Origin of the sequence: Streptomyces odonnellii (genome assembly GCF_000981895.1) — a bacterium.
Lineage (GTDB): Bacteria > Actinomycetota > Actinomycetes > Streptomycetales > Streptomycetaceae > Streptomyces > Streptomyces odonnellii.
The window spans coordinates 1-4243 of sequence record NZ_LATD01000456.1 but is presented as its reverse complement, the minus strand read 5'-3'; the positions used below and the strand labels follow the sequence as shown (position 1 = coordinate 4243).

4 protein-coding genes are annotated in these 4243 nt (G+C 71.3%); 1 reads left to right on the top strand and 3 read right to left on the bottom strand.

All coding sequences use genetic code 11. The features are described from left to right. The coding region (locus tag WH07_RS36485) for a serine/threonine protein kinase (RefSeq protein ID WP_157877477.1) at positions 1-1758 on the top strand (1758 nt) is incomplete at its 5' end. A gap of 73 nt (positions 1759-1831) precedes the next feature. Here WH07_RS36485 and WH07_RS32795 read toward each other — a convergent pair. The 3 genes from WH07_RS32795 to WH07_RS32785 form a co-directional block, all read right to left on the bottom strand. After that, a complete protein-coding gene (locus WH07_RS32795) occupies positions 1832-3343 on the bottom strand; it encodes a GntP family permease (protein WP_046508252.1) in 1512 nt (503 codons plus the stop codon). Between the two features lie 188 nt (positions 3344-3531). Continuing rightward, a complete protein-coding gene (locus WH07_RS32790) occupies positions 3532-3957 on the bottom strand; it encodes a RidA family protein (RefSeq protein ID WP_046508250.1) in 426 nt (141 codons plus the stop codon). 7 nt (positions 3958-3964) lie between these two features. After that, on the bottom strand, positions 3965-4243 hold a 279-nt coding region (locus WH07_RS32785), incomplete at its 5' end, for an IclR family transcriptional regulator domain-containing protein (RefSeq protein ID WP_046508247.1).

Sequence of the window (4243 nt, the reverse complement as noted above, 5' to 3'; positions counted from 1 at the left end):
GTGCGGGGGGGGGGGGCGGGGGTGGCCGGCGCGCTGGTCGCGCTGCACGGCGAGGGCATCGTCCACCGTGACATCAAGCCGCCGAACGTCCTGCTGCCGCTGGACGGGCCGCGCGTCATCGACTTCGGGATCTCCCACGCCAGCGACATCACCCGGACCAGCCTGACGCTGGGCACCATCGCGTTCACCTCGCCCGAGCAGGCCAGGGGCGAGAAGTCCACGGCGGCCTCGGACGTCTACTCGCTGGGCGCGACGCTCTTCCATCTCGCGGTCGGCAGGCCGCCGTACGCGAGTGACGGCGACACACTGGGGCTGCTGGCGCGGGTGGCCAGGGGCGAGCTGGACCTGACCGGGCTGCCGCGCGAGCTGCACCAGCTCATCAGGCCCTGTCTGGCGGTGGACCCGGCGGCCAGGCCCCGGCCGGCCGATGTGCTGGCGCAGTTCAAGGCGGCGCTGGTGGGGCTGCCGGTGTCGGACAGCGGGAGCCGGTGGCTGCCGCCGCGCTGGACGGCGCTGATCCAGGAGTACGACCAGCAGGCGCGGGCGCTGCGGGAGGGGCCGGGGGCGCCGGGGTCCGGTGTGGACCCGGAGGCGCCGACGGCGGATCAGCGTACGAAGGGGGTACAGGCGCCGGACCCGACCCGCGAGTACACCGACGCCCGTCCGGCGGAACCCGACCAGGCGGCACAGGCCGCGCAAGCCGCACAGGCCGCGCAAGCTGCGCTCGCTGAGCAGGCCGCGCGCGCCGAACGCGAGAAGGCCGACCGGGCGCGGGCCGCGCGGGAGCGCGCGCAGCGGGAACAGAGCGGGCGCAGCACCGAAGAGGAGCGCATCGAGGCCAGGCTGGCCGAGCTGAAGGCCGAACTGGACGGCTCCGCACAGAAGAAGAAGGACAAGCCCCGACAGGCGGAGGCACCGAAGGCGCCCAGGGTCGACAGCGACCGGGCCCGGGCATCGGGGGCCCGAGAGGGCCCGGCAGACGGAAGGCGTCCGGCGGACGGAAGGCATCCGGCGGACGGGCAGGGCGCGGGAGCCGCACCGCGCGCCTCCGCCGGAGCGCCCCGGCCGACGACCCCCGGCACGAACTCCTCGACGGCCAAGAAGTCATCCGGCGCCGGAGTGCTCTTCCTTGTCGTCGCCCTTGTCGTCGTCTTCGTCTGGCACCCCTGGGAGGCCGACTCGTCGAGTTCGTCGTCCGGCGGCTCGTCGAGCGGCGGCAATGCGTACGGGGGAAGTTCCTCGTCCGCCACCGACACCGCCTCCACGCCCGCCCCCAGCGGTACCGACCTCGCCTTCCGTGCCGTACGGACGGGGGACTGCGTCAGCTCGCACGACGACGGCTTCGACCGCTGGAGCGACGCCGTGCCGAAGCGGGTGGCCTGCTCGGCGCCGGAGGCGTACAACACGGTCGATCTGGCCGTCTCCGGCTCGACGCCTTCGAGCTGCGGCGGCGGTGACGAGCAGCAGGTCTGGGCCAACCGGGGCGACGACGGGGTGACCACCACCCTCTGTCTGTCCCGCAAGTACGCGCCGGGCCAGTGCTTCGTCGCCAAGAAGGACGGCGACCGTGTCGGCGCCGGCCGTCTCCAGACCGTCTGGAACTGCGGCGCCGGCACGGTGCCCAAGGGCTACGCGTACATCATGCAGATCACGGGCTACTACTCGATGCCGTCGGACGGCGGTGACCCCAACTGCCCCGACTACTGGTGGGAGGTGGAGGACGAGGAGAACTACGTCTGCGCGAAGGTCACGTCCTGACCGCCACCGGCGTCCGCGACAGCGGCACCCGTAGGACCCGCACCCGTAAAGCCCGCTGGCGCCGGGCTGTGCGCTAGATGACCAGGCTCAGCAGCGCCGCCACCACGAAGCCCGCCACCGACAGCACGGTCTCCAGCACCGTCCAGGACTTCAGGGTGTCGCGCTCCGAGATGCCGAAGTACTTCGCGACCATCCAGAACCCGCCGTCGTTGACGTGCGAGGCGAAGATCGAGCCCGCCGAGATCGCCATGATGACCAGGGCGAGATGCGCCTGCGAGTAGCCGTGCCCCTCGACCAGCGGTACGACGATGCCCGCGGTGGTGACGATCGCGACGGTCGCGGAGCCCTGGGCCACCCGCAGCACCACGGAGATCAGCCAGGCCAGCAGGATCACCGGCAGACCGACGTCGTTGAAGGTGTCGGCGAGGGCGTCCGCGATACCGCTGCCCTTGAGGACCGCGCCGAAGACCCCGCCCGCGCCGACGACCAGCAGGATGTTGCCGACCGGCTTGAGGGAGGCGGTGGAGACCCGTTCCAGCGAGCCGCGCGACCAGCCCCGGCGCAGCCCCAGCAGGTAGTACGCGAGGAGCAGCGCGATCGTCAGCGCCACGAAGGGGTGGCCGAAGAACTCGATCACCGAGCGGCTGGAGTGGGGTATCCCCTGCTCGGAGTCTGTCGAAGAGCTTGGGGAAGGATCGAGCGCGACGGACGAGAACGTCGCGAGCAGGATCAGCACCAGCGGCGTACCGATGATCGCGAGAACCGTCCCCAGCGCCACGGGCCGCTCGGGCGGGGTGGTTCCGGAGGCCGCCTGCTCGGCGGCGACGGCGGCCTTGGACTCGGCCGCGGCCTCGACCATGTCCTGCGGGACCTCGACGAACAGCCGCTTGCCGATCCACGCGGCGTACACCCACGCGGCGATGACGGACGGGACGCCGACCACGATGCCCATCAGGATGACCCAGCCCAGATCCACCCCGAACAGCCCGGCCGCGGCGACCGGCCCCGGGTGCGGGGGCAGGAAGGCATGGGTCATGGAGAGCCCGGCCAGCAGTGGCATCGCGTACAGCACGACCGACTTGCCCGAGCGCTTGGCCGCCGCGTACACGATCGGCGCGAGGACGAAGATGCCGACGTCGAAGAAGACCGGGACACCGAAGACGACACCGGTGACGCCCATCGCGAGCGGGGCACGCTTCTCGCCGAAGAGGTTCAGCAGCCGGGTGCTCAACACCTCGGCGCCGCCCGACACTTCGAGGATCGCGCCGAGCATGGTGCCGAGCCCGATGATGATCGCGACATGCCCGAGGATGCCGCCCATGCCTGTCTCGATCATGGAGACGGCGGCGGACTTCTGGACCGTACCGAAGAGTTCGGTGACCGAGAGCCCTGCGCCGAGGCCGACGGCTATGGAGACACCGAGCAGGGCCACGAAGGGCTGGAGCCTGACCTTGATGATCAGGAAGAGCAGCAGGGCGATACCGAGGGCGGCGATGGTGAGCAGCCCGGCGGTGCCGTCGATGAGGAGCAGGAGACCCCCGGTGTGGGGAGGGGTCTCGGGTGGCGCGTCGGCGGCAAGGAACATGGGGGGACCTCTGTTCGGACGGTTCGGCGCATGACGGTTCAGCGGATGTAAGGGCATGTGGCGGGGGTGTACGGGGGCATGGGGAATCGCGGTACGGCGCCGCGGGGGCGATCGCCGTACCGGGTTCGGACGGGTTTCAGCGGGGGGTGTGCGTGCTCACTCGGGGGCACTCGGCCCCGGGGTGGCTCTCAGCCGAGGACGGCGAGCGCGTCGATCTCGATCAGCAGCCCCTTGGGCAGGCCGACATAGACCGTCGTACGCGCGGCGGGGGCTTCCTTGAGCCCCTGCTCCTCGAAGTACGCGTTGTAGATCGCGTTCATCTCGGCGAAGTGGTCCACGTCCGTGAGGTAGACGCGCATCATCATCACGTCGTCCCAGCTCGCGCCGCCCTCCTCCAGGATCGCCCGGACATTGGCGAAGGTCTGGAGGGTCTGCTCGCGCAGGGTCGGGCCGGCGACCGTGGGCGGCTGCCCCTCGACGGCCGGCAGAAAGCCGACCTGGCCCGCGACCTGGAGGATGTTCCCCTTGCGGACGCCGTGCGAGAACTTGGCGGGCGGGGCGGTGTGGGTGGCGGGCGTGAGGGCGGTCTTCTCGGTACCGGTCTTGTCGGTCATACGGCACTCATCCTTCGGAGGCGTCCTTGACGGGGACGGGGGCAGGGACAGAGGTGGGGGCAGCTGCGGGTGCGGGCGTACTGCCGGAGTACTCCCGGCTGATGGCGTCCGCGGTACGGCGTACCAGCGGAAGCAGGGTGAGGAGTTCCTCGGCGGTGACGACGACATTCGGCGCGGACACCGACATGGCCGCGACGACCCGGCCGTCCGTGCCGCGGACGGGCGCGCCGACGCAGTTGATGGACTCCTCGTGGCCACCGAGGTCGGTGGCCCAGCCCTGTTCGCG